Origin of the sequence: Roseivirga echinicomitans (genome assembly GCF_001592935.1) — a bacterium.
GTDB classification, from domain to species: domain Bacteria; phylum Bacteroidota; class Bacteroidia; order Cytophagales; family Cyclobacteriaceae; genus Roseivirga; species Roseivirga echinicomitans.
Map to the genome: position 1 here is coordinate 577,878 of NZ_LRDB01000050.1, position 26,497 is coordinate 604,374.

25 protein-coding genes are annotated in these 26,497 nt (G+C 40.6%); 21 read left to right on the top strand and 4 right to left on the bottom strand.

The genetic code is table 11. The annotated features are described in order from the left end of the window. Positions 1 to 321 precede the first annotated feature (321 nt). The 8 genes from AWN68_RS16645 (at position 322) to AWN68_RS16685 (ending at position 10,565) form a co-directional block, all read left to right on the top strand. The gene (locus AWN68_RS16645; RefSeq protein ID WP_068418210.1) at positions 322 to 666 is read left to right on the top strand and encodes a PadR family transcriptional regulator; all 345 of its coding nucleotides are present in this window, start codon (positions 322 to 324) and stop codon (positions 664 to 666) included. Between the two features lie 158 nt (positions 667 to 824). Next, positions 825 to 3,437 carry an FtsX-like permease family protein gene (locus AWN68_RS16650; RefSeq protein ID WP_068418214.1) on the top strand — a complete coding sequence of 871 codons (2,613 nt, stop codon included), beginning with the start codon at positions 825 to 827 and terminating at the stop codon, positions 3,435 to 3,437. Beyond that, positions 3,434 to 6,067, top strand: coding sequence for an ABC transporter permease (locus tag AWN68_RS16655; protein ID WP_068418218.1), 2,634 nt, complete (start codon positions 3,434 to 3,436; stop codon positions 6,065 to 6,067). The genes AWN68_RS16650 and AWN68_RS16655 overlap by 4 nt, the downstream gene beginning before the upstream one ends. 170 nt (positions 6,068 to 6,237) lie before the next feature. Continuing rightward, entirely contained in the window at positions 6,238 to 6,684 is a 447-nt protein-coding gene (locus AWN68_RS16660; protein WP_068418220.1) for a hypothetical protein, read from the top strand. A 168-nt stretch (positions 6,685 to 6,852) separates the two neighbouring features. Further along, complete coding sequence (locus tag AWN68_RS16670; RefSeq protein ID WP_084362907.1) at positions 6,853 to 8,220, top strand: TlpA family protein disulfide reductase; 1,368 nt, start codon at positions 6,853 to 6,855, stop codon at positions 8,218 to 8,220. Positions 8,221 to 8,321: 101 nt separating this feature from the next. Further along, a complete protein-coding gene (locus AWN68_RS16675) occupies positions 8,322 to 8,921 on the top strand; it encodes a short chain dehydrogenase (RefSeq protein WP_068418227.1) in 600 nt (199 codons plus the stop codon). A gap of 110 nt (positions 8,922 to 9,031) precedes the next feature. After that, a complete protein-coding gene (locus AWN68_RS16680) occupies positions 9,032 to 10,198 on the top strand; it encodes a TlpA disulfide reductase family protein (protein ID WP_068418229.1) in 1,167 nt (388 codons plus the stop codon). A gap of 10 nt (positions 10,199 to 10,208) precedes the next feature. Beyond that, on the top strand, positions 10,209 to 10,565 hold the full coding sequence (locus AWN68_RS16685) for a bleomycin resistance protein (RefSeq protein WP_068418232.1): 357 nt from the start codon (positions 10,209 to 10,211) through the stop codon (positions 10,563 to 10,565). Positions 10,566 to 10,669: 104 nt separating this feature from the next. On the opposite strand, the gene AWN68_RS16690 is transcribed toward AWN68_RS16685, so the two are convergent. The 3 genes from AWN68_RS16690 to AWN68_RS16700 all read right to left on the bottom strand — a co-directional run bounded on the left by AWN68_RS16690 (position 10,670) and on the right by AWN68_RS16700 (position 13,086). Then, a complete protein-coding gene (locus AWN68_RS16690; RefSeq protein WP_068418235.1) occupies positions 10,670 to 11,164 on the bottom strand; it encodes a hypothetical protein in 495 nt (164 codons plus the stop codon). A 251-nt stretch (positions 11,165 to 11,415) separates the two neighbouring features. Continuing rightward, complete coding sequence (locus AWN68_RS16695) at positions 11,416 to 12,468, bottom strand: acyltransferase family protein (protein ID WP_068418238.1); 1,053 nt, start codon at positions 12,466 to 12,468, stop codon at positions 11,416 to 11,418. A gap of 27 nt (positions 12,469 to 12,495) precedes the next feature. Next, positions 12,496 to 13,086: an ankyrin repeat domain-containing protein gene (locus AWN68_RS16700; RefSeq protein WP_068418241.1), complete on the bottom strand. Its 591-nt coding sequence runs from the start codon at positions 13,084 to 13,086 to the stop codon at positions 12,496 to 12,498. Between the two features lie 663 nt (positions 13,087 to 13,749). Here AWN68_RS16700 and AWN68_RS16705 point away from each other — a divergent pair. The 5 genes from AWN68_RS16705 (at position 13,750) to AWN68_RS16730 (ending at position 20,103) form a co-directional block, all read left to right on the top strand. Then, positions 13,750 to 14,091, top strand: coding sequence for a type II toxin-antitoxin system RelE/ParE family toxin (locus AWN68_RS16705; protein ID WP_068418242.1), 342 nt, complete (start codon positions 13,750 to 13,752; stop codon positions 14,089 to 14,091). After that, positions 14,072 to 14,377 (top strand): helix-turn-helix domain-containing protein, encoded by a 306-nt coding sequence (locus tag AWN68_RS16710; protein WP_068418243.1) that lies wholly within the window; start codon positions 14,072 to 14,074, stop codon positions 14,375 to 14,377. The genes AWN68_RS16705 and AWN68_RS16710 overlap by 20 nt, the downstream gene beginning before the upstream one ends. Before the next feature lie 975 nt (positions 14,378 to 15,352). Further along, complete coding sequence (locus AWN68_RS16720) at positions 15,353 to 15,682, top strand: PadR family transcriptional regulator (protein ID WP_068418245.1); 330 nt, start codon at positions 15,353 to 15,355, stop codon at positions 15,680 to 15,682. Positions 15,683 to 15,687: 5 nt separating this feature from the next. Further along, entirely contained in the window at positions 15,688 to 18,294 is a 2,607-nt protein-coding gene (locus AWN68_RS16725) for an ABC transporter permease (protein WP_221405737.1), read from the top strand. 261 nt (positions 18,295 to 18,555) lie between these two features. Then, on the top strand, positions 18,556 to 20,103 hold the full coding sequence (locus tag AWN68_RS16730) for an SDR family NAD(P)-dependent oxidoreductase (RefSeq protein WP_068418246.1): 1,548 nt from the start codon (positions 18,556 to 18,558) through the stop codon (positions 20,101 to 20,103). 5 nt (positions 20,104 to 20,108) lie between these two features. Here the strand turns inward: AWN68_RS16730 and AWN68_RS16735 are convergent, their stop codons facing one another. Beyond that, complete coding sequence (locus AWN68_RS16735) at positions 20,109 to 20,543, bottom strand: DUF2147 domain-containing protein (protein ID WP_084362908.1); 435 nt, start codon at positions 20,541 to 20,543, stop codon at positions 20,109 to 20,111. Positions 20,544 to 20,830: 287 nt separating this feature from the next. Between AWN68_RS16735 and AWN68_RS16740 the strand changes: the two genes are divergently transcribed. The 8 genes from AWN68_RS16740 (at position 20,831) to AWN68_RS16775 (ending at position 26,324) form a co-directional block, all read left to right on the top strand. Further along, complete coding sequence (locus tag AWN68_RS16740) at positions 20,831 to 21,730, top strand: cell division protein FtsX (RefSeq protein ID WP_068418249.1); 900 nt, start codon at positions 20,831 to 20,833, stop codon at positions 21,728 to 21,730. Between the two features lies 1 nt (position 21,731). Then, positions 21,732 to 21,947: a DUF3098 domain-containing protein gene (locus AWN68_RS16745; RefSeq protein ID WP_068418251.1), complete on the top strand. Its 216-nt coding sequence runs from the start codon at positions 21,732 to 21,734 to the stop codon at positions 21,945 to 21,947. Beyond that, positions 21,947 to 22,738 (top strand): undecaprenyl-diphosphate phosphatase, encoded by a 792-nt coding sequence (locus AWN68_RS16750; protein WP_068418253.1) that lies wholly within the window; start codon positions 21,947 to 21,949, stop codon positions 22,736 to 22,738. The genes AWN68_RS16745 and AWN68_RS16750 overlap by 1 nt, the downstream gene beginning before the upstream one ends. Beyond that, entirely contained in the window at positions 22,738 to 23,448 is a 711-nt protein-coding gene (gene truB / locus AWN68_RS16755; protein WP_068418256.1) for a tRNA pseudouridine(55) synthase TruB, read from the top strand. Before AWN68_RS16750 ends, truB begins: the two co-directional genes overlap by 1 nt. Beyond that, positions 23,445 to 24,398: a bifunctional riboflavin kinase/FAD synthetase gene (locus tag AWN68_RS16760; RefSeq protein WP_068418259.1), complete on the top strand. Its 954-nt coding sequence runs from the start codon at positions 23,445 to 23,447 to the stop codon at positions 24,396 to 24,398. Before truB ends, AWN68_RS16760 begins: the two co-directional genes overlap by 4 nt. After that, a complete protein-coding gene (locus tag AWN68_RS16765; RefSeq protein ID WP_068418261.1) occupies positions 24,388 to 25,086 on the top strand; it encodes a CoA transferase subunit A in 699 nt (232 codons plus the stop codon). The genes AWN68_RS16760 and AWN68_RS16765 overlap by 11 nt, the downstream gene beginning before the upstream one ends. A gap of 47 nt (positions 25,087 to 25,133) precedes the next feature. After that, on the top strand, positions 25,134 to 25,484 hold the full coding sequence (locus tag AWN68_RS16770; RefSeq protein WP_068418262.1) for a four helix bundle protein: 351 nt from the start codon (positions 25,134 to 25,136) through the stop codon (positions 25,482 to 25,484). A 180-nt stretch (positions 25,485 to 25,664) separates the two neighbouring features. Continuing rightward, positions 25,665 to 26,324 (top strand): 3-oxoacid CoA-transferase subunit B, encoded by a 660-nt coding sequence (locus AWN68_RS16775; RefSeq protein WP_068418264.1) that lies wholly within the window; start codon positions 25,665 to 25,667, stop codon positions 26,322 to 26,324. Positions 26,325 to 26,497 lie beyond the last annotated feature (173 nt).

The window sequence follows — 26,497 nt, forward strand, 5'->3', positions numbered from 1 at the left end:
AACTAATAAGTAAATCCATATTTAAAAATATAGTTCCTCTACAAAAACACTTTTGACTACTGAATCGGGATATTAGGAAGACGAATTGGAAAGAATTTCATTACAATGCTGGTGGTTCCAGCTGACTGCTAATGATTTGCCTACACTCCTTGCAGCCCTAACACTACAATTTATGCTTAATAAATAACATCAGAAATGCTCTCAATTTAAGCCTTTAGGCCTCATTTAATTTTCATAAATTCAGAAATTAAGTATTACCTACTAGAAAGTAGAACATATTAAAAAAATCTTCTATATATTTGTTCTACAATCTAGTAGGTTATGAAAGAAACAAAAATTGGAGACTTTGAAGAGACACTTCTGCTCTTGGTTGGCATTTTAGATAAAGAAGCCTATGCTTTTAAAATTGCCGAAGAGTTTGAATCGCAAACCAGCAGGGCCGTTTCAATTGGTGCAGTCCATTCTACCCTCAACCGTTTGACGGAGAAAGGTTTTTTGGAATCGGAAATGGGTGAGTCGACTGCTGAACGCGGTGGACGGAGAAAAAGAATTTACACCATAACGGCTTCTGGTCAGAGAACGCTGCAAGATTCAAGAGACTTTAAAATCGCTTTATGGAATCAATTCCCGGCATTTGCTGGCGGTAAACTAAATTTTAATTTTTGAGCTCCATACACTCCAGACCGTCATTGCGAGGAATAAGCGTTGTGCAAACAAAAGCTTATGACGAAGCAATCTCTAGTACTACAAGTCAACATTGAGATTGCTTCACGTAAACCTCATCACTTTGAAGATCTGTAGCAGGTTCGCAATGACGAAACAAAATGAACAATACTAAAAACCATATCACCCCTCCCCGATTGGCTGAAAAGCTACTGACCTGGTTCATTAAAGATGAACTGGCCGAAGAAGTATTGGGTGATTTGGATGAGAAATTCTACGCTACATTAAATCAACACTCTATACGCAAAGCAAAGCGCAACTATTGGTTTCAGGTCATTAACTATATGCGCCCTTTTGCTTTTAAAAAACACAGGTCTACTCACTTTAACAACACTACTATGTTCAAACACAATATTCTTATTTCATTCCGAAGTTTTAGGAGATACAAAAGCACTTTCCTTATCAACCTTTTTGGACTAGCCACTGGTTTGGCCAGTGCACTACTCATCTACCTTTGGGTGAATGATGAAATAAACATGAATAAATTCTATGAAAAGGATAGTGATCGACACGTTCAGGTAATACACACCTACCCTACCTCAGGAACATATTTTACTGAAATAGATGGGGGAACTCCAAATCCTCTGTTTGAACGGTTGCCAAAAGACTTACCTGAAATTGAATATGCCTTTCCTGTGTATGCACATAAAAGTTTTAAAGGGGTGCTTTCGTTTGGCGACAACAACGCTAGAGCTAAGTATCAGTTCATCGGAAAGGGCTATTTCAACGCATTCCCAGGAGACTTAATTCATGGTAACAAGTATGAGATCTTATCGGACAGGGGTGAGGTTGCCATTTCAGAAAATCTAGCCATCAGTTTGTTTCAATCTACAGAGAAAGCAGTGGGCGAACTGGTGGACTTCAAGGATGAAGGTTATGGTGGCACCTATCTCGTTACTGGTGTTTTTAAGCCCACTAAAAACAATTCCAATGACTTCGATATGCTTTTTAGCTATGAGCTGTGCCAAACTGAGGATCATATGCAATGGTACAATAGTGGGACCCAGGCCCATTTGATTCTAAAAGAGGGAGCTGACCTAGACCAATTAAACACCAAACTGGAAGGATATCTATCTACTATTGCAGAAAACTGGAAAGACATTTTATACGCCCAACCTTATTCCGAACAATACTTATATGGAAAATACGAAATAGGTGTACCGGTATCTGGAAGAATCATTTATGTAAGGCTCTTCTCACTAATTGCTATCACCCTATTAGTTATTGCCTGTATCAATTACATGAATTTTTCTACCGCGCAGGCATCGAGAAGGATCAAGGAAATTGGCGTGAAAAAGACGATTGGTTCTAGTAGAAAAGCACTTGTTTATCAGTACTTCGGAGAGTCAATTTTTATGGCATTTTTATCCTTACTTGTGGCCATAGGCATCGCGTTCATGCTACTCCCACAATTCAACGAAATAACAGGCAAAGCATTAACATTCTCGTTCTCTAGCGAGATCATCCTTGCTGTTTTGGCAATTACACTCTTTACTGGGCTTATTTCAGGAATGTATCCTGCTCTCCTACTTTCAAAATTCAATCCTGTTGTCGCCTTGAAAGGGAAGGTTCAGCCTGGCGGAAGTAGCATCTGGCTGCGCAAAGGCTTGGTGATTTTTCAGTTTGCCGTATCCGTCATTCTGATTGCCTCGGTAATGGTGATCTACAAACAGGTGGAATTCATCCAAACCACAAACCTTGGCTATGATAAGGAGCATGTTCTCACTTTTGCAAATGAAGGAAAACTCAAAAAGGATTCTGAACCATTTCTTTCAGAATTAAGAAAGATTCCGAGTGTGGTAATGGCATCACAAATGAATGGTGAACTCCCAGGAGACATAGGTTACTCACAAGGGTATAAATGGGAGGGCATGAATGAGGAGGATAAGAGTTTGAGGTTCTACAATATTTCTGGTGGTTATGACCTCATTAACCTACTTGGTGTAAAGTTCAAGGAAGGTCGTACTTTCTCCAAAGACTTCCCTACAGACAAGGATGCCTATATCTTGAATGAAATTGCAGTTGAGATGATGCAGTTAAAAAATCCAATTGGTCAAAAGATTGGTAACTATAACCCTAGAGTAAGCACAAAAGAGGTTATTGGCGTTGTAGAAAATTTCCATTTTCAGTCTATGCAAGAAGAAGTGAAACCCTTCTTTTTTCGTCTGACTGATCAAGGAAATAAATTCATTGTTAAAATACAGGCAGGGACTGAAAGAGAAACAATAACCCGAATTGGAGACCTATATGAAAGTTTAAACGAAGGCTATCCCTTTGAATACAGGTTTCTGGATGATGATTACCAGACTTTATATGCTGCGGAAGAGCGCATTACAGTGCTTTCCAAATATTTTGCGGGAATAGCCATTGGTATTTCTTGCTTAGGTCTTTTGGCCTTAACTACCTTCAGCACGCAAAGAAGATTTAAGGAAATCGCTATCAGAAAAGTCCTGGGCTCAACTAGCACAGGTATAGCCAGACTGCTTTCAAAGGAGTTTATCATTCTAGTTCTGCTTGCCACCGTTATTGCTCTGCCTATCAGTTATTTTCTTATGAGAAATTGGCTTGATCGTTTTGCCTACAGGATAGAACTAGAACCTCTATACTTCATTGTGGCTGGAATCCTGATGATGATGGTGGCCTGGCTTACTATTATGTCGCAGACGACAAAGTCTGCAACAGTAAATATAACTGAAAGCCTACGTAGCGAGTGAGTCCAAACAAAAACCATATCGCCCCTCCCCGCTTGGCTGAAAAGCTACTGACCTGGTTCATCAAAGATGAACTGGCAGAGGAAGTATTGGGTGATCTGGATGAGAAATTCTATTCAACATTAAATCAACACTCTATACGCAAAGCCAAACGCAACTATTGGTATCAGGTCATTAACTATTTGCGCCCTTTTGCTTTTAAATTTTTCAAAAGTAAAAACTTAAACAACAACGCCATGATTAAGCATAATTTCAAAGTCAGTATCAGACATTTACTAAAAGACAAAGGTTATTCCATTATCAATATTGGAGGGCTCGCTATGGGAATGGTGGTCGCCATGCTTATTGCCTTATGGGTGAATGACGAACTCAGTTTCAATAAAAATCACAGTAATTATGAGTGTATCGTGCAGTTAATGCGTCATGATACTAGGGCCGGAGAAACCAATACCAATTCTTTTCTACCCACAGGTGCGGTCACTTTGGTTCAAGAAAAATTTGGGGATCAAATTGAACAGATCACTATGATGCGGGCCAGAACCCAAAGCAGAGTACTTTCCAATCAAGATAAAAAATTCACAGAGAATGGATTTTTCACACAAGCAGCAGCCCCTAAATTACTCGGCTTAGAAATGCTTTATGGAAATCAAGACGCCCTTTCAGAACTAAAGTCTATCATTCTATCTGAAAGGCTTGCTAAGAAACTGTTTGGAGATGAAAACCCCATAGATCAGTTCGTAAAGCTTGATGGTGGAGTAGATTTATTGGTCAAAGGAGTTTACAAGGATTTGCCCAGTAACTCTACATTTGCCGAAGCCACTTACATGACTCGCCTTTTACTCCTTTTCGGTGGAGATGAAGCCTCGCTTAATGTTTGGAACAATTACAATGTGTATGCTTTTGCTAAAGTAAATCCCAAAAGCGATTTAAAGGCACTATCAGCTTTAGTCAATGAATCGATTCAGCCCAGCCTTCCAAAAAATGCCAACGACAGAAGTATGACCTTCTTCCTTCACCCCATGAAAGATTGGCACCTTAGGTCTGAATTCAAAAATGAGCAACCCATCATTAGCCAACAATTGAAATTTGTTTGGCTCTATGGAATCATTGGTGCCTTTGTGCTTTTATTGGCCTGTATCAATTTTATGAACTTAAGTACAGCACGCTCTGAAAAAAGGTCGAAAGAGGTTGGAATCAGAAAGGTATTGGGCTCGGTTCGAAAACAATTGATCTTTCAGTTTTACACTGAATCACTCCTCTACAGCCTAAGTGCTTTTGTTCTTTCGTTAGTTTTGCTTTGGGCACTTTTACCATGGTTTAACAGCACTGCGGGAAAAAACATGCTGGCACCCTGGCAAAACGAAACCTTCTGGCTACTTTCTATAGGCTTCGTCTGCCTTACCACGCTTCTTGCTGGCTCTTACCCTGCCGCCTACCTATCTTCTTTCAAACCTATAAAAGCATTAAAGGGTGTGTTTGCAGGCAATCAAAATGCAGCCATCCCACGAAAAATACTTGTCGTACTTCAGTTCACTATTTCCATTGCACTTATTGTCGGTACGATTACCGTCAATAAGCAAATACAAACCGCTAAGGATCGCCCGATCGGATACACCCCTAAAGGTATGATCTCCTTAAGGCCAGCCTCCCCTAACTTCTACAGTAAAAAGGAACTTTTGAAAGCTGAATTAAGAAAATTGAATGCTGTAGAAGCTGTTGGAACCTCCAATTACCCTGTAATTAACAACTTAGGCTGGAATGGCGGTTTTAGCTGGGAAGGCATGGCCAATGGTTTCGATGAAGCCTTCAATACCATTAGTATTTCTACGGGCTATGGTGATGCAGTAGGCCTAGAGTTTATTTCTGGAAGAGACTTTTCTGATGACTTGGCTACCGATAAAAACGCCATCATTATTAATGAGTCAGCCTTAGAAGCAATGGATTTGAGTGACCCGATTGGGAAAATCATCACTTATGACCCCGGCTGGGCAGAGGCCAAAAACTACACTATTATTGGTGTAGTCAAAGACATGATCAAAAGTTCACCCTTTCAGAAAACAGATCAATCCGTTATGTTTCAAGAGCAAGGATGGACCGAATGGCTATATATTCGGCTAAACCCAAATGAAAGTGCAAACACGGCTTTAGCAAGCATAGAGAAGGTGTTTAGCGAAATATTACCCGAAGCTCCTTTCGATTTCAAATTTGCAGACGATGATTACAATGAAAAGTTCAATGCTGAAATTCGAGTGGCAAGCTTGGCAAGCTTCTTTAGCCTACTGGCCATTTTCATCAGTTGCTTAGGTTTGTTTGGTTTGGCTTCATACGTAGCCGAAAAAAGAACCAAAGAAATAGGAATTAGGAAAGTAATGGGTGCCAGTATTCTAAGTATCTGGGGCATGATTTCTAAGGAATTTATGCTTCTCGTACTAATCGCCTGTGTTTTGGCCATTCCATTGGCCTATTATGTTTTAGACGGCTGGTTAGCAGGTTACGAAGTAAAAACCACCCTGCATTGGTGGTTCTTTTTGGTGGCCAGCGTAATGGCAGGTACAGTAACCTTAGTCACAGTGAGCTTTCAGGCCATTAAAGCTGGCATAGCAAATCCCGTAAAGAGTTTAAGGTCAGAGTAGTCTTTATTCCTATTGGTCAGACCACTCAGAGTGGCCTGACCAGTAATTTCTCTTCTGATGGCTGGCTTTATATTTTGCAACCTTTTGCCCTTAGCGCTGTTTAACCATAAGACTAAATATGACCTAAGCATTAATCCACTCATGGCCTAATAATTGCCCCGAAAACATATATGTTCAGATTTAAGAAGCGTACATTCCTATTTTTACTGACAGTGGTGTCTTGCTTCTTTCTTACCTCTTGTCGATACGAAGAGCCCCCAATAACACATATTACAAACCCAGATTTTTTCACTACTTGGGTCTTTTCAGAAGAAAATGCAGTATGCAATCAGGGCAGTGCATACATAGGCAATAGTCAAGGGCAGAGTATTGAGTTAAAGACATTGAGTAACTTCACCTATGAATACACTATAAATGGTGAACTCGTGCAAAGCGGTAGTTTCATTGCGCTAAGCGAAAAGATCACATTCACCCCTCCCATTTTTTCTAATAGTATTGATATCAACTCAACTTATGTCCTAACAGGCCCTAACTTGGTCATTACAACTACTGAACTACTCAACTCAGGAAGTGCAGAAACCTGTACAGTAAAGCGAGCTTATAACAGAAAACGCTGAGGGTGGTTTGCCTCTGAAATTCACTTACTGGCCTCAACAGTGGACTCTGAAACATAAACAGAGTCAAGTCGCAAACCCTCCACCTGCAATAAATTGAACTTGATAAACAGAAGCAAACAATTAACTTGAGGTTCATTCTGAGGTATCAATTGCTTATAATAACCTTCTATGCGAAATATTAAATCTCTCTTACTGTCCCTATTAGCCTTTATCATCTTCACTGGTTGTTCTCCTGAAAAAGAAGAAACTCCAAAAACGGTGGTCATCCAAGGTGAGCTTATCAATTTCAATAACGCCACCAAAACCCTAAGCGCCAGAAGCAGTCTAGCAAGTTTAACAGGCGATCAAAACGTTGAGCTTTCCGTAGATGCCAACAATCATTTCTCTACTTCATTTTGGTTAGAAGAAGAAGGATATTATAGCGTTGGAAGAAACCAACTGTACTTAAGCCCCGGTGACAGCCTAGTGGTGAGCCTTGATTATATGGATCCGAACAAGGCCACTTTCGAAGGCATAGGCGCAGAAGTGAACCGCTATTTAATGGATGTTCCTTTCCCCAAAAGTGGCTCCTACCTTTCTGGCGGAAGAGAAGTTAAATCTCCTGATGTGCAAGACATCGTTAAACTGGCCGAAACAGAAAACGCAGCCAGATTAACTAAATTGGAAGGCGTAAAAAATGCTTCTGCACAGTTCAAAGAATTTGAGAAACTAAGACTCGATTTAGACTTCATCAATACCCTTGAAAGCTTCCCGATTTACGCCAGCTTTAAAGATTACTTCGAGTTTAGTGATGAAAATTGGATAAAGGCCATGACGCCAGTTCAGGAGCTCCTGAATGAGAAAACGACCAATTTAGACCAAAATAAATACATGGAACATCCCAATTTCAGAGATATGCTCGGGGTATTCGGTAACGAGAAATTCAGAAGCAGTGGTTTTTTCACAGGCTTCACCTTAACTCCTGAAATGAAGGAATTTCAGAAGACAGAGTCGTTTTTGTATACGCTCAAAAATGCTGGTCTAGTGGATAGCATTGTTGTTCAATCGAAAACCGTAATGGCTGACTTGAGCAACCCAGATTATCAGGACGCCATTGAATACACCCTTTCTTCCTACAATACACTTGATCCGGGACATGCCGCTTACGATTTTGTAATGAACACCCAAAGCGGTGAAAAGCATCCCCTTTCTCAATACAAAGGTAAAGTCATTTATGTCGATTTTTGGGCAACATGGTGCGGCCCTTGTATTGCCGAAGAACCAGCTTATGAACAGCTAAAAGAAGACTACAAAGGAAAAGACATCGAGTTCCTTTCTGTTTCTATCGACACGAATGTCAGGGCCTGGGAAAACTACATTCAGAAGAAAGGCTGGACAGAAAAGACCTATTTGATCAGCCAGGCAGAATTGGCCGATTATAAAATCAATGGCATTCCACGCTATCTTTTAATTGACGAGAACTTCAACATTGTTACTGCCTTTGCTCCTCGCCCTTCAGAAGAGAAAGTACGCAGCATGATAGACGAACTGCTCTAAAAGATATTCATCATCACAACCAAAAGGGAACTGCTTAGGCGGCTCCCTTTTTTTGATTTGGCCAAAAACTTATAAACCTTGCTAAACTAAAATACAGAGAGATGAAAATTTTAATTATCGGGGGCAATGGTACCATCGGAAAGAAAGTATCGGCCCATTTTAGAGAAAAGAACGAAGTATTAATTGGAGCAAGAACAAATGGAGATGTTCAAATTGACATCGCAGATGCAGCATCCATTACATCTGCTTTGGAAGATATCGGAAAGCTAGACGCCATTATTTGTATTGCGGGGGAAGCCAAATGGGCCAACTTCAATGAGCTTTCAGAAGATGATTATTACATCGGACTCAGAAGCAAATTGATGGGACAAGTGAACCTGGTTAGAATTGGTCAGAAATACCTAAACGCGGGAGGTTCGATTACACTTTCAACTGGTATTTTGGCCGATGACCCTGTGATCAAAACTACGAGTGCGGCCATGGTCAATGGTGGAATCCACAGCTTTGTACAGGCTGTTGATTTAGAAATAGAAAACGGCATTAGGGTAAATGTAGTGTCTCTCGGCATGGTAGAAGATGCTTATGACAAGTACAAAGACTATTTCCCTGGGCATAATCCCATTACAATGGACAAAGCCATCAACGCCTATGTAAGAAGTGTGGATGGTAGAGGCTGTGGCGAAGTAATCAGAGTATACTAATTTGGATTTTATTGCCATCTAAAAAACTCCATTAGCAATTCTCTGTATTCTTCTCTTCATTTAAGATAGCTTAGCACTTACATATTCGACCGTATATATCGAAAATCACTATGAAAAACCTTTTACAAAAGACCACCTTCTTGCTTTTACTCACCACAGTACTTTTTGCCTGTCAGCCAGAAGTAAAAGTAGCACCCGATAGCTTTACAGTAACCGGAACTATCAAAGGACTGGACACTAAATACATGTCGAGAAGCTACAAGGATGCGGAAGGAAATAGAGTTTCCGACTCTATTTTCGTGAAGAATGGAAAGTTTACTTACACCGCAAAAATCAGTGAACCTGAGTTTATGGTGTTTTGGCCGAATGTGGAAAGCACAATCAAGAGAACAGAAAATGGTTACTACCCAGCCAAGTCTTCACAGTTTGCCTTTTTAGCCAGCCCTGGAGATTACATTGAGTTTAAAGGAGTAGTTACCGATTTCATAGACGCCTACCCTACTGGAACCCAAGCCAATGACGATTTGGCGAGCATCAACAGTAAAATTTTTCCATTGCTAAATCAAGCCGTGAACATGCAATTGGAGCAAAATAAGCTAGAAGATACCGACCCACGTTTTGATGTGCTTACCGATTCGATGAACCTTTTGAACGGGAAAGTCGATGAAATGAAAAAAGAGTTTGTGGCGTCAAACCCAAAGTCAAAAGCTGCTGCTTGGTATTTGTCCGATATGATGGTACGAAGTCAAGTATCACAAGACGAGGCCATTAAAACATTTAAGTCTTTTGACAAAAGCTTAGCTGGCTATACTTACTATGAGGCCGTGGCCCAAAGAGTAGAAGGAATTGAGTCTACTATGGAAGGAAAGATTATCCCGAATTTCACTAGCAATGCTACCCCTAATGGTGAAACTTTCGAGCTTTACAGCTTAAAAGGAAAATACGTTTTGGTTGATTTCTGGGGCGTTTGGTGTGGCCCTTGTGTTGCCGAAATGCCAACGGTGAAAGAATACCAAGAGAAATACAAAGATCAATTGACTATTCTGGGCATCAACAGCGGAGACAGCATGGAGAAAATGATGGCCTTTCTTGATGAAAATGGCTACGATTGGCAGCAGGTATTGGCCCAAAACGAAACCGAAGACCTTGTGCTAAAACTCAACGTGGCAGGCTTTCCTACCAAGTTCATTTTAGACCCAGAAGGTAAAATCATTAATCGCTTTGTAGGTAGTACCGAAGCAGCTTTTGGTGTGTTAGACGAGTTATTGAAACAGTAAAAATCCGAGCATGATTAAGTCCATAGTACCCAAACTCCCATTTATTGACAAGCAAAAAACGCTTGACTTTTATGTGAACCATCTGGAATTCACCCTGAGGTCAGATTATGGTGACTATTTGATCATGGATTTAGGAGATGTAGAACTTCAATTCTTTTCCTTTCCAACGCTTATCCCGACCAAATCTGACTTTATGATTTACTTGAGGATGGATGAAGGCATTGAGGCATTATATAATAAATTGTCAAAAAGTAGCCCTTCCATCAAGGTGAGTGTAAAACTGGAATCTAAACCTTGGGGGCAGAAGGAATTCTCGATTATCGACCCCAACGGAACTTGCCTGACTATTGGGCAATCATACCCTTAATTCTTCTCACATTTGAACATAAGAAAAGGCCATTCTAACAATTAGAATGGCCTTTTCAGCTTCATGAGCCCCTACGGCTTCATTTGTCAATTAAAAGCATAAGCTTACTTTAAGGGCACTAAGTGCGCTTTCCAATTAGCAGGGATATCATCAATTCCATAAACATTCAACCCAGCTTGAGAAGCACTCGCAGATGACCGAAGAAGTGTTTCGTTAATGAATTCATTTTCGAGTTTATACATGGCCCCAGTGGCAGGATCTACTATCAGCATACCTACTACTCCACCTAATAGTAAATTTCCCCAATACCAACCATCTACCTTAAAGGTTATAGGTACAATTTTTTCATCGTAGCCTGCTTTTGTAAACTTCACTTGGTAAGCCGCTCGTTTGAAGAATCCATCACCCGACTTCAGTACTACAGTCGCGGGTGTATTACCTTTGTAAATTTCCGTGCCCTTTGTATCCATTACTGATATAGTAGAGGCTGGGTTACTGTTAATGCTGACTGGATAAGTACTCCTACTTAAAATACTGGCACAGCTCGATAAAACCACGGTCATTACCATGATTGAGAGTAGAGATAATTGTTTTTTCATTGTTTTGTGTTGTTGTGTTAAAAAATTATTGAGTTTTCAGTTTCGAACCAGAAGAATCCTTTAGAAGGAATCATCCAGTCGACCGATACAAATATAAAAAATAACCAATTGGCTAATTTCATATATGGTTTTTAAAACAAATAATATACCAAAAGCAACTCGCGCCATAATAAAAAACACAACCCATTTATTATAAGCACTTTACATAGAGAGTCATCCCCAGAAGTATTACCCACACTATACGGTCGATCTTATTTTACTTTGAGCCCAAACAATGGCCGCATGATTTTCATCCTTCTGATGATGAATTCATAGACAGCGAAAGCACCCAAAACAGTAAATAATAGCACCAAAACAAACTTTAAAGGCACAGCGATCTCTAGCGGAAATACGATTAATGAACCTAGATAAATGAAGACCATGTGCAGAATGTAAACGGGATAAGCCGCCTGACTCAAATAGTTTAAGACCTTGCTTGGTCTGTTTAAATATTTGTAGCTAAACGCGAAAACTGAAAAGATCCATAGGTTAGATTCAATGGCCATCAAATAACCAGGAGCAACCGATTCAAATTCGATAAAGCGAACCACATAAAGCAGAATGGCTACAAAAACAAACAGCCACCTCCATTTCAAAAGCATCTTCCAGAAGGAAGCCCCGCTCAGTACAAAGCAAAAACCGAAGAAGAATGCCAGCAGACCCAAAACGAAACCATGCCATGTCATAGCATACAGTTCGAATGGAATCGGATCAATAATGAGTGCTTCGGCAACAAAGGCAAGAATCACAGGCACCAGGCCCAATGGGCTACTCAATACTTTCTTGATGCCCTTTACTATTCTTCCTTCTTGGTGCTTCTTGAGGTAAAAGAAAACAGGCGCTAGAAGCACTACATAGGCAGAAATATTACCCAAAAACCAGAGGTGGCTGGGGTTTGCATTATAACTCAAATCCCAGTGATAATAGCTTTGCCAGAGGTACACATGAATGGGGACAATAACGAAAACGCCAAAGATGAAGGGCACAAGGATTCTACCTGCTCGCTCTTTCAAAAGCTGCTTCCAGTTTCTCTTTTGAATGGCGAAATAAACGCCCATTCCGGATACAAAAAACAGCAGCGGTATTCTCCAAATATTGAGCATGGTCATGGGTGTCCATAATGCTCCCCAAGGCTCGCTATTGGTAATAAACCCAATCATCCCACCCCAGATTTGGAAACCTATGGCAACATGATAGATCAAAAGCAAACCAATGGCAATGACCCTCACCCAATCAATATCGTATCTTCTGCTTATTGCTGACATCTTTCTTGACTTAAGAACTGACTGAGGTTATTTCAACATTTCAGCAATCACAGGCCTCGTCTTTTCGAGATAGTCATAGTCTACTTTGAGCCCCATAGGCGTAAGCATTTGCTCCATCATTTGGTAAGTACTCTTGATGTCCTTGAAAGGCACAATCACAGACTCGTAGGCGGTGCTTTTGTAATTGTTTCTCACCGTTTTGTCGGCTCCTTTGTCTAATAGCATTTGTACAATCTCTGTTCGGCAAAAGAATGCTGCGGTATGGAGTGCTGTAGAACCTTCATTATTGGTGAAGTTAATGTCAGCACCAGCATCGATCAGTGCTTTAGCCATTTCCGTTTTGCCAAATAAAGCAGCACTGATCAATGGACTTGAACCTCCCATTGGGTCTTTTTTGTTGATGTCCGAACCTGCAGCAATGTGTTGTTTGAGTGCCTCCTTGTCGCCAGTCACCACCGCAGCATGAATATCTATTTTAGGCGCTGAAACCTTATTCTCAGCAGTAGATGCTTCTTGCGTAGCCGACTTTTTGTCACCACAGCTTACCGTGGTGAAGAAGACTGCAAAAAATACAATTGTGGTAATTGTTTTAAGTGATTGATTGATTTGAGTTTTCATGATTTTCAGTATTTGAATGGTTTTTATTATTCTGGCTTTCAGACTTTAGTGCAAAGCGATATTGCCTCGCAGCTCGCTTTATTATTCGCGAGAGCAGGTAAAACATCACAGTTATTAATAATAATATTTTCCTAGGGAGGGAAAAGGATTCACCACAAAGGACACAGAGAGCCGCAAAGAGGAATACATAATCCGTAGAAATCAGGCTGACTCATGGCAAGCAAAGAGGCTGTTATTTGCACCCCACTAATCCTCGTTTGCAACGAGGATTTTCTCCACTGTCAGTATTCTTCACCAGCATATCTACTTCACTCGTCCGTTATTCTCACTCTCCTTTTCACCCTGACCCCGATCGCTTCGTGGGAAGGAATTAAAGCTATCTCGCCCTTACAGGGCTTATTTAATTTTGTGCTAAACTAGGGACGGGCTGCACCCGTCCCTACAATATCTAGCCCTTACAGGGCTTTCAGTTCAAAATATCTAGCTTCTTAAAAGACATAAAGAGCAAAGGAATACTACCTTTCCCAGCCCTGAAAGGGCGTTACATCTAAACGAAGGGTGCAACCCTTCGTAAAAAGCACCTCTCCTACTTAAGCCCTGAAGGTGCGTAATAAATCAGTCAAAAGTTTCACTTTAGTGAAACTTTCTTTCTATCTTTGATAGGTGACCAAGATACGTACAGTAGTTTTCTACAAGAATTACTTCGAAACCTTCTTTATCAAACAAACTGATAAAGTCAAAAAGAAGATAGTTTGGACTTTAAACCTAATTGAGGAAGTACAAACCGTTCCAGAAACCTATTTAAAGCACTTAAAGGGAACGCAAGGTTTGTATGAAGTGAGGGTACAAACTGGAAGTAACATTTACCGTATTTTTTGCTTTTTTGATGAAGGCAAAATCGTAGTGATTATGAATGGCTTTCAGAAGAAAAACCAAAAGACCCCAAAGGGCGAAATTGAAAAGGCCTTAAAAATCAAGAAGGAATATGAGCAAGAGCAAAAATAATATTACTAGTCTAGACCAATTCAAAGACAAGCATTTTGGAGAGGTAGACACACCCAGCCGCACCGAGTTAGATGATGGTTATGAGAACTTTAAGATTGGTGCTTTAATTCATGAAGCCCGCCTAGAAAAAGGGCTTACCCAGGCGCAGTTGGCAGAAAAAGTAGGCACTACTAAATCTTACATTTCTAAAATCGAAAATAACATTAAAGAGGTGCGCCTTTCTACTCTCAAAAAGATTGTGGAACTGGGTTTAGGTGGAAAAATTGAGTTGTCGATAAAGCTTTAATTTTAACCGTATAGGACATTGGTTGCAAAGGTATTGTTTAGAAAAACCATTTAAAGCAAGTAATCTGGAAAATACTTTCATGATTTAAGAAATTGAGAGTCAGAATAATTTAGATATTATACCTACAAGAGAAACTCTTGTTTTAGTCGATAATGACCCTAGAAGTATTTTGTCGGTTATCATTATTGCGTGGAAAAAACTTTCTGAAAAGTAAAATGAATAAAATTTTAATATTTTTCGACCTTAGTAAACCGATTGAATTAATACCTGATTCGGTTAAGCATGAACAAGATAAAATTTTCAGAACCCTTCTTAAGATTCTAGAATTAAGCGTTACTTATTTTGTAGTCTATTTGATAATCAAGTTTGGTCATTTCATTCTATCATTATTATCTGATGTAGATATGGCTGATATCAATCTCATATATTTTGTTTTACCATTGCTTTTTTTTATTGAATATGGATTAAGTAAAGCTGAGCCAAAGAACGTAAAATACATTCTTTTATTCCTGATTCGTGCTAGTGTTAAATATCTGTTATTCTATAGTATTGAGCTTCTATTCAAGCAGTAATGACACCTCTCTGTTACTCCCTTCTCCATAGCGGGGATTGGTGCTTACCTATCTCCTCTCACAGGCTCTCCTATTTACCCGCCTTTTAGCCGGAGCAGTGACAGTTATAAATAAGGACACCCTGCCACAAGCTCTCCGAACCTGTGACGATTATAATTCAGGACTCTGCCCGATGCCCACTCCATAAAACAGACAGACTGTCGCGTCACAAACTTGAGCTATCGCTCGGTTTATTCCTCACAGTGACGGTTCTGGGCGATCGGTTTCTAAGCTAATTCATCCATATCTCTAATATTCCCGATAAACCCAAAGAACATATAAACTACAATACAGGTAAAAATAATTCACAGCTTCTCTTGCTTGCGTTTTTATATTAACTACATTTAAGGTAAATAATAAAGCAATGGGTAAACATAACCTTGGTGAATTCGAAGAAATCGTGCTCTTAACCGTAGCCATTTTACATGGTGAGGCCTACGGAGTGGCGATTATCGATGAAATGGAATCGCGCTTGGAGCGCTCGGTAAGCATTGGTGCTTTGCAAACGGTATTAAGAAGATTGGAGGACAAAGGCTTTCTCACTTCTGAATTTGGCGAAGCCACAAAAATGCGAGGCGGAAAAAGAAAACGTTTTTTCACGGTCACCAGTTTGGGTAAAACCACCCTTCGCGAAGCAAAAGAACAGCGCGTAGGCTTGTGGAATGCCATTCCAGAAATAGCACTTAACAATTAATCGTCATGCGGTCACATGACAATATTCAGCCTTCAAAGTTTTGGCTCAGGTTCTTCAGGTGGTTCTGTAGAGCGGAGTACAAAGAAGACATTGAAGGTGATTTATTAGAACGGTTTGAGGCGAATGCCGAAAATCACGGAGTACAAAAGGCAAAAAAGGTATTCAAAAAAGACGTGCTGAAGCTGTTCAGGCCCAGCATGATCCGAAAATTAGAAGGAAATCAAAAACTCAATTATTACGGTATGTTCAAACACAACTTATTAGTCAGCTACAGAAATTTTCTGCGCTACAAAAGCGCATTTCTGATCAATTTAATCGGTCTTTCCAGCGGATTGGCCTGCACCCTACTCATCTATCTTTGGGTAACCGATGAACACAGCGTAGACAAATTCCACAAGCTCGATGACCAGCTTTATCAAGTCATGCTTCACCATGAAGAGTCAGGCACGCTCAATACGCAAGAAGACACACAATCCCTACTGGCCGAAGCCTTGGAGCAAGAAGTGCCAGAAATAGAAATTGGCTTACAGGCCACCCCCTCCTTTTGGTTCGGGAAAATGCCACTTACGACTTCTGAGAAAACGATTAAAGCTTCGGGCAGATTTGCCGGGAAACGTTATTTCGAGCTTTTTACTTTTCCGCTGATTTATGGCTCAGCCAGCAGCGCACTAGAAAATAAAGAGTCCATTGCTATTTCTGAAAGTCTGGCCACAAGCCTATTTGGTGACCCAGAAAAAGCCATGGGGCAAAACGTAAAATGGCAAGTGCTCGAATTCAGTAGAGAGCTTCAAGTTTCGGGAGTTTTCGAAGATGTACCCGCCAATTCAACAGAAGAATTCGACTTTGTTTTACCCTTCGATATCTTTGCTGATATACTGGGGGATGGTAAACAATGGGGCAATTATAATGCGCTTACCTATGTAAAGTTAACCGAGGGTACAGATATTAGACAACTTAATGAAAAAATAGCGCCTTTTGTAAAGGAAAAATCTTCTAACTCGAATGTCACCCCTTTCGTGCGTAAATATTCAGACAAGTACCTCTACTCAAAATACGAAAACTGGGTTCAGGCGGGCGGCAGAATAGAATACATCAGGCTTTTCTCAATCGTGTCAGTCTTTATACTGCTCATTGCCTGCATCAACTTTATGAACTTGTCAACTGCAAAAGCCTCACGAAGAACCAAAGAAATTGGCGTTAAAAAGGCCATCGGTGCCAGACGTGAAGCCCTAATTTGGCAGTACTTGGAAGAGGCATTTCTAATGACCTTTATTTCTATTCTAGTGGCCTTGATTTTGGTCGTGCTTATCCTTCCTCAATTCAATGTAATTACGGGCAAGCAGATCGTTTTTCAACTCAGTTCTAATTTGCTCATTTTGCTTTTCGCCATTCTAGTAATCACTGGATTAATAGCAGGAAGTTATCCTGCGCTTTACTTGTCGGGATTCAAAGTAACTACCATTCTAAAAGGGAAAATCAAGAATTCATTGGGTGAACTTTGGGTCAGAAAAGGCTTGGTTGTGTTTCAATTTACTTTATCCGTAGTACTTATTGCTGCCGTACTGGTGGTTTCAAAACAGATTGAATTCGTTCAGAATAAGAACATAGGATACAATAAGGAAAATCTGATTCTCTTTGCCAACGAAGGTAAAGTGACAGAAAACTTAGACACATTTATCGATCAAATTAAAAACACGCCTGGAGTAATCAATGCGGGCGGCACGCAACACACCATTATTAGTGGAGGAAGTTACACTACGGATGTCCACTGGCCAGAAAAAAACGAGGAGGTGCAAACCCGATTCGGTAATATGACGGTTACCAATGATTTTATAGAAACCCTTGGGGTAGACATAGTAGAAGGGAGAAGTTTTTCTAGAGACTTCACCACAGACATTTCTAAACTCATCATAAACCAAGAAGCAGTTAAGGTAATGGGGTTGACCAATCCAATAGGCCAGACCGTAAGACTTTGGGGCAAAGACATGCAGATTATTGGGGTGGTGAAAGACTTTAATTTCAGTTCTTTACATGAGCCAATTACCCCGATGTTCTTCAAGTTAGAAGATAAGATGATGATCAATCTCTTGGTTCGAATTGAGCCCGGACAAGAACGAAGCACCATTGATAGAATCTCCGAGCTATACAAACAATACAACACTGACTTCGATTTCAATTACACCTTTTTGGACCAAGATTACGCGATTCAATACGCTTCGGAAGGACGTGTTGCTACGCTCTCAAAATACTTCGGTAGCATTGCCATTATTATTTCCTGCTTAGGCATTTTTGGATTGGCTGCCTTTACGGCAGAAAGACGCTCTAAAGAAATTGGCGTAAGAAAAGCGATGGGCGCCAGTAGTTCTAGCATCGTTAGATTACTCTCTGTCGACTTCAACCAAATGATTGGGTTGGCCATTCTGATTGCGCTTCCTTTAAGCTATTTCTTACTGAAATCATGGTTGGATGAATTCGCCTATCATATCGATCTTGAAATCTGGTATTTCTTATTGGCTGGCCTTGCTGCGCTAATCATTGCATGGCTTACCGTAGGCTTACAAACCTTTAAGGCCGCCAGAGCAAACCCTGTCAAGAGCTTAAGAAGCGAATAAAAATAGAAAGCCTCTATAAAAGCCCTCCAGAGTTGATCTTTCAAATTCGGAGGGCTTTTTATTTTTCTCACAAAAATTCATTACCTCTCTTAGAGATATCTCCTAACAGATAACGCACCTCAAGGTTATGCAGCATAAATGATACTACGAACACTCCTCCTTGGAGAAGGAGGTTGGGAGGATTGGTATATGGCAAAACTCTCTATCCTATGGATGGAAATCAACGCTTATAACCTTACTTTTGCGGGCTAAGTAATAAACATGTCGAAAGAAGAGTCCTCCAAATTAAGTCCAGAACAGATTCGCCAGTGTATTGCGGTATTGGAGACTTTGAATAATAATACCAACCAAATCTTCGATATTCCAAAAGAAGAACGACTGGCGTTGATTATAGCGGCAGGCACTTTTTCTCGTCCGAGCAAAGAAGAACTTTTGAAGCGCAAAAGAGGGGCTAAAAAAGTAATCAAGAAGAAAATAGCAGCTAAAGACAAGGACGCGAGAAACGCCACAGGCATTAGAAGTGCACGGGAAGCCTCCATCTTCATTGCTCCCACCATGATTGACCTTACGGGCAAGGAACATGAAAAGGAAGTCGAGCTGGAATCTCCACGAGAGTGCTACGTGTGTAAAACCACTTTCAATAAACTTCACCATTTCTACGACACCATGTGCAAGGAATGTGGTGACTTCAATTATGCCAAACGTTTTCAAACCGCAGACCTCACCGGCCAAGTAGCCTTGGTCACAGGTTCTAGGTTGAAGATCGGTTATCACATTACTTTAATGATGCTGAGGGCTGGCGCTACCGTAATTGCCACTACCCGCTTCCCTATCGATTCGGCTTTGCGCTTTTCTAAAGAAGCCGATTTCAAAGAATGGGGACATCGCTTGAACATTCACGGCTTAGATTTAAGGCATATTCCGAGCGTAGAAATCTTCTGCAATTTCATAGAACAGCAATACGACAGGCTCGATATATTGATCAACAATGCGGCACAAACCGTAAGGCGACCTTCTGGTTTTTACTCGCATTTAATGCCCAATGAAAGACTCAAGTTTGAAGAATTAACACCCTTCGCCCAAGACCTTTTGGCAGATCACAATGACTGCATTCAGGAATTAAGAACTTTAAGTGCTGGCTTTGCCGAAGGCGAAAACAAGAATTTACCTGTAAGCTGGCATGGAAAGCAATTGGGTATCGGACTAAGCGCTTCGGCTCAGCTCTCTCAAATCCCATACAGCATCGACAATTCACTTACCGCCAAAGAGGTCTTCCCTGAAGGGAAACTAGATGCAGATTTACAGCAGGTGGATTTAAGAAAAACGAACAGTTGGCGATTGAAACTAGGTGAAGTACACACCAACGAAATGTTGGAAGTGCAATTGGTCAATTCTGTTGCCCCTTTTGTATTGTGCAACCGTCTGGTGAATCTGATGAAAAAGGAGAACACTGGCATTAAGCACATTATTAATGTGTCGGCCATGGAAGGTAAATTCCACCAATTCCATAAAGAACCGCGCCATCCGCACACGAACATGGCCAAAGCCGCCTTGAACATGATGACGCTTACTTCGGCATCGGACTTGGCTAAATTTGGGATTTACACCAATGCGGTAGATACGGGTTGGGTGACAGACGAAGACCCTGCGGAATTGGCCAGAAGAAAAGAAGAACTGCATGATTTTCAGCCGCCTTTAGACATTGTAGATGGCGCTGCTAGAGTGATGGATCCTTTGTTTGACGGGATTAATACGGGGAAACATTGGTGTGGAAAATTCTTGAAAGACTATAAACCAACTTCTTGGTAAGTTGATTATTCGGCCTCGTTTACCCTTTTCCAAAATACCGATTTACCAAACATGGGCATATTTATATAACCCCTCACCTCCAGTTGGTCACCATCGAGTTTGAGAATACAATCGTATGATTTTCCCTTTTCAGGGTCATACACTTTTCCTTCCACCCACTTTGAATCTTTGAAGGTAAAACCTTCGATCAAATCAATACCAATGAGGGGCCTTTCCTTCAACCTTTCTATCTCATTCTTTGAATCTCGGATAATGCGATCATCGTCCGCACTTGCTTTCAGCCAAATAATTTCACCAGCATAGCGGCCTGCTTCCTTGTAAATTTTCACTTTCGCCTTCTTCCCTTCCGTCCACCAAACACCCAAAATGGTATCTGCAGTATCGGATGGTGCTTTAAAAACAGACATCGTTAAAAAAAATACGGTGACAATTAATTTCATAGGTAATAACTCTGTTTCAACCTCATCAAGTGATCTATTGTTCTAAAAGACGAAGGCTTTGATCAAAGATTGTGTGTATTCAAAAAATCTGCCAAGGCTTTCAATCATTCGCGAAATAATCGCTTATCTATAGAGCGCAAAATTATCGGATACATTTTTCATATGACCGCATTATAAATTCAACTGTACCTCCGCTCGTCAATTCTATCTCACATTAAATAATATTAACTGGAATAGACAGTTCTCTGAATGAATAAATTACTATTTTTGAACGAGTTTAAGCGATCGTGAATAAACAAGAAAAGAAAGTCAGAAGGAAGAAAAAGGTTGGTTCATACCAATACGGGAGTGTCATTTTCAGTGTGGCCCTGGCCTTATTTGTGGTGGGCCTTTTCGGAATGCTCCTATTGCATACCAACCGTCTCACTTCGGTGATTCAGGAGAACATCGAGATTCAGGTGTACCTCAACAAAAACACTTCAGAAAACCAGCGTAATCGCATTCAGCGTGAGATTTCCACAAGTCCTTACGTACTCAAAAAAGAAGAAAAGCCTCAAATCGTTTTCATTTCGAAAGAGGAAGCTGCCAAGCAATTCGTGAAAGATACAGGCGAAGATTTTTCAGAATTCTTAGGTGATAACCCACTGCGCGATGCCTTGGTGGTGAACATTGCTCCTGAGTTTCAAACCAATGCTAAACTAGACAGCATCGGCAATAAAATTGAAGCCATTAGTGGCGTGTTTGAAGTCACTTTTGTAGAAAGCCTCGTAGATTCCATCAATAAAAACCTTAGAAACATCGGATTGATTCTGATGGGCTTTGCCACTATTCTTCTGATTGTAGTGGTCATGCTGATCAACAATACCATTAAGCTGGCACTTTTCTCTCAGCGATTTTTAATTCGCAGTATGCAGTTGGTGGGTGCCACCAGTGGTTTTATTAAAAAACCATTTCTGAAAAGGGCCCTTTTCCACGGAGCCATAGCGGGAGTCATTTCTGCTCTATTGCTTTATGGGCTTCTTCAATTTGCCAACACCAAAATTGAAAGGTTAGTAGAACTTCAGCAAGAGGTTTTCATTATGGCGCTTTACGGCTTGCTCATTATTCTGGGAAGCTTTATTGCCTTTATCAGCACTTATAGGGCCATGAACAAATATTTAAAAATGTCACTAGACGAACTATACTGATATGTCTGAAAACAAAAATAATTTCGCCTTCGGGAAAGAAAACTATAAGTGGATGCTCATTGGATTAGGCGTTTTGCTCTTAGGCTTTATCGTCATGTCTTTGGAAAGCAACCCTCAAGGCCAAGGTTTTCTTGGGCTTACTTTAGGACCGATCATCATCCTTGCTGGCTTTATCATTGAGTTTTTTGCTATTTTTAAGAAAGCTAAGAACGATTAATGACCATTTTTGAAGCCATTATTCTTGGCATCGTTCAAGGATTAACAGAGTTTTTACCAGTAAGCAGCAGTGGTCATTTAGAAATCGTTAAAGCTATTCTAGGTGACACTAGTGTTCCCGAGGAAAGTTTATTGATGACAGTAGTGCTCCACGCAGCCACTGCCCTAAGTACCATCGTTATTTTTAGAAAAGAAATCACCGAATTGGTTACTGGCCTTTTCCTGTTCAAGAATAACGACCAGTTCAAGTACTCCCTAAAAATAGTAGTCTCCATGATTCCCGCAGCCGTTATTGGCGTGCTGTTCGATGAAGAAATCGAATCGCTATTTGGCGGACAACTACTACTAGTCGGCTGTATGTTAATATTAACCGCTGGTCTTCTATTCTTGGCCGACAAAGCCAAAAGAACCGACAAAGCGGTTTCTATGCCCAACGCAATCACCATTGGTATTGCTCAAGCCATTGCTATTCTACCAGGCATTTCACGCTCTGGCGCTACCATTTCTACTGCAGTGCTTTTGGGTATTGACAGAGAAAAAGCCGCTCGTTTCTCCTTCTTAATGGTTGTACCGTTAATCTTAGGGAAAGTAGCTAAAGACATCCTTAGTGGCGACATCGCCTCAAGTCAAATTGAAAGTTCTTCGCTTATCGTTGGCTTTTTAGCCGCTTTTGTTGCCGGCCTTTTTGCCTGTAAATGGATGATCGCCTTGGTGAAGAAAAGTCAATTGAAATATTTCTCATACTATTGTTTTGCCGTAGGTTTAGGTGCAATAATCTACACCTTTATATAATGTCGAAATCCTTAGAAATAGATCCATCCCTCAGCAAAGAAGAAAATTTCAAAAACGGTCAGGTCATTCTAATCGACAAGCCTTTAGAATGGACATCTTTTGGGGTTGTTAAGAAAATCAGATACAACATCGGAATTAAGAAAATAGGCCATGCAGGCACTTTAGACCCTTTAGCTACTGGACTTTTGATTCTTTGCACGGGGAAAAAGACAAAGACGATTGAAAGCTATATGGCCGATGTGAAAGAATACACAGGCAGCTTTACTTTGGGAAGTACCACCGCAAGTTATGACTTGGAATCCGAACCGACACCCGCTGTTGATATTTCACATTTAACAGCAGAAGAAATTCACCAAAACACCAAAAATTTCATTGGTGAAATTGCCCAAACCCCTCCCATTTTCTCGGCCATTAAAGTAGATGGAAAACGTGCTTATGATTTAGCACGAGCTGGTAAAGACGTTGAATTGAAGTCAAGACTAATAACAATTTCGGAATTTGAAATAGTAAGTTTAGATTTACCTAAAGTCAACTTTAGGGTAGTTTGCTCAAAAGGCACTTATATTCGTACGCTGGCCAATGACTTTGGAGAAAAATTGGGGGTTGGTGCACATTTAAGTGCTTTAAGGCGAACTAAAATTGGTGAACATTCGGTTGATGAAGCCTGGCAACTTGAAGACTTTATAAACTACGTGAAAACGATAGAATGAAAATTCATCTCGGAACAAACGACATTACAGAACTACGCAATGCAGTAGTCACCAGCGGTACTTTTGATGGCGTACACGTAGGCCACCAGAAAATACTCGCCCGCTTGCGCGAAGAAGCCGATAAAATTGGTGGAGAAACAGTGTTAATCACCTACTGGCCACATCCCCGCCAAGTACTTAAACCTTGGGATAATTCCTTGAGACTGCTGACCACTTTTCCAGAAAAGGCCACAGTTTTAGAAAAGTACGGCATCGACCATTTGGTCAAAATCCCTTTCACCCAAGAGTTTGCCCAAATGAACAGCGAAGAATACATTCGCATCATTTTGAGTGAGCGTGTCCACACCAAAAAGCTAATCATAGGCTACGATCACCGCTTTGGAAAAAACAGGGATGGTGGATTGAAAGAACTTCAAGAATTCGCACCAAAATACGGTTACGAAGTGGAAGAGATTCCTAGACAAGACATTGAAGAAATTGGGGTATCTTCTACCAAGATCAGAAGATCTTTAGAGACTGGAGATGTAAAAACTGCCAACGAATACCTTGGCCGTCCGTACTCAGTAGCAGGAATGGTGGTGCACGGACAGAAAATTGGAAGAACCATTGGTTATCCTACTGCCAATATTCACGTGAAGGAAAGTTATAAGCTTATTCCAGCGGATGGCATTTATGCCGTTCAAGTATGCAATAAGTACGAGAAAAGAGACGGGATGCTCAACATAGGCAACCGCCCGACCATTGGTGGCGATGATAAAACCATCGAAGTACATATTTTTGATTTCGATGAAGACATCTACGATTCTGAAATTAGCGTAGAGTTTATAGATTTGATTCGGAGAGAAGAAAAATTCAGTTCCGTGGAAGCGCTTAAAGAACAACTGAAGAAAGATGAAATCGCTGTAAAGGCTTGTTTGTCAAATTATAAAGCAAAAAATCATGATCAATAAGGTAGTTGCTAATGCTGATGAAGCTGTAAAAGACATTCCTAATAATGCAGTATTGATGTTAGGTGGTTTTGGGCTTTGTGGTATTCCTGAAAACTGTATTTCTGCCCTGCTCAAAACGGGTGTAAATGGTTTGACCTGCATTTCAAACAACGCAGGTGTGGATGATTTCGGGATTGGCTTAATGCTTCAAACCCGTCAGGTAAAGAAAATGATTTCCTCTTATGTAGGAGAGAATGCTGAATTCGAAAGGCAATTACTTTCTGGTGAACTGGAAGTAGACCTTATTCCACAAGGTACTTTAGCAGAACGTATTAGGGCCGGTGGAGCTGGAATTCCTGCTTTTTACACACCAGCAGGTTACGGTACCGAAGTGGCCGAAGGCAAAGAAACCAGAGAATACGATGGCAAAATGTATTTGCTCGAAAATTGGCTTAAGGCTGATTTCGCTTTAGTAAAAGCTTGGAAAGGCGATACTTCAGGCAACTTGATCTTTAAAGGAACCGCCAGAAACTTTAACCCAATGATGGCTATGGCAGGTAAAATTACCATAGTCGAGGTAGAAGAACTGGTAGAGCCGGGCGAGTTAGATCCTAATCACATTCATACTCCCGGAATTTATGTGCAGCGCATTTTTCAAGGGAAGGGTTATGAAAAACGGATCGAACAAAGAACCACTAGGTTAAAATGATTTGAAAATTAGCCGATTTGATGATTTGAAAATTAAAGGTAACGAAAATGAGGAGTGATAAACCAAACTTGATTGTGGATTTGACCTTAGCATTTTCAGTTAAAATCATCGAATTCACTGAGCTTCTAGAAAGCAAAGGGAAAAGAGTAATCGCCAATCAGCTACTAAAGTCAGGCACCAGTATTGGAGCAAATACTTACGAAGCACAGAACAGCGAAAGCAAAAGAGACTTTATTCATAAATTCAAAATTGCCGCAAAAGAAGCGGACGAAACAATGTACTGGTTAAAACTTTGTGAAATGGCTCCTAGTTACCCTTTTGATGAAACAATCAAAACAGACCTAGTTTCTATCTCGAAGATCATCTCAAAAATAATATCCAGCAGTAAAGATCCGTGATTTGATGATTGGGTAATTTGATGATTTCAAAATAATGCATAAAACTGATTCAGTGAATAATTATCAAATTAACACATCATCAAATTTTCAAATTATCTTATCTTCAAATCAACACATCCTCAAATTTTCAAATTATCTTATCTTCAAATCAACACATCCTCAAATTTTCAAATTAACACCATGGCACTCGATAAAATAGGCATTGCGAAAAGAATAGCACAGGAAGTTCAAGATGGTACTTATATCAATTTGGGAATTGGCATTCCTACCCTTGTGGCCAATTTTATTCCTGAAAACATTAGTGTGGTGCTTCAGTCTGAGAATGGATTATTGGGCATTGGCCCTTTTCCAGAAGAAGATGAGGTAGATGCAGATTTAATCAATGCAGGGAAGCAGACGGTAACCACTACCAAAGGCTCTGCACTTTTCAGCTCTTCTCAGAGCTTCGAGATGATTAGAGGCGGCCATGTTGACCTTACCATTTTGGGAGCCATGGAAGTGTCTGAAAATGGAGACATCGCCAACTGGAAAATCCCAGGCAAAATGGTGAAAGGCATGGGTGGTGCCATGGACCTTGTAGCTTCTGCTGACAATATTATCGTGGCTATGCAGCATTGTAGCCGCAGTGGAGACTCCAAACTTTTGAGCAAATGTAGTTTACCCATCACGGGTTTGCGTTGCGTTAAGAAAGTCGTAACCGATTTAGCTGTTTTGGATGTCCTTCCCGAAGGTGGTTTTAGACTTTTAGAAAGGGCACCTGGCGTAACTGTAGAAGAAATCAAAGCCGCCACTGCAGGCAAGCTAATCATCGAAGGTGATATTCCTGAGATGAAGATTTGATTTTTAGTTCTTTGGGTTAAAATATTGAATTGTAAGTCATTCCGTAGGTTCCGAGACTTCGGAATTTCACGTACCACAAGTCAACCACCTGTCGCAGGTTCTCCGAACCTGTGACGTCATATTAATCAGGAACTCCAGTCCCTTTCTCTCTTACCCTTTTTGTGACTTATTTG